This is a genomic window from Curtobacterium sp. MCBA15_008, from assembly GCF_001865065.1.
Lineage (GTDB): Bacteria > Actinomycetota > Actinomycetes > Actinomycetales > Microbacteriaceae > Curtobacterium.
In genome coordinates, this window is record NZ_MJGN01000059.1 from 1 (window position 1) to 248 (window position 248).

Consider the following 248-nt stretch of genomic DNA (forward strand, 5'->3'; position numbering starts at 1 on the left):
TGGCAGAGGCGTTGATCAGCCAGATCGAATCCGAGGAGGAGTCTGCCCAGCTCCGTGACTATATGATCGAGGCCTGCGATATTCTCGGCGTTGATGTCGAGGATCATTCCGAGCATGCCGACGTGCTGAGGCCGGGAGAGCAATACCAGGCCGGACACGTGACCGAACTGCCGGAAGACGGCCTGACCGTTACCTGGAGTCGTCAGCAGGCTCTTGAACGTGAAGACATGGCCTTCATGAGCTGGGAG

At 58.9% G+C, this 248-nt stretch carries 1 protein-coding gene; it reads left to right on the forward strand.

The features are described from left to right. A partial coding sequence (locus BIU96_RS17670) for a hypothetical protein (RefSeq protein ID WP_139200127.1) occupies window positions 1-248 on the forward strand: 248 nt, incomplete at both ends.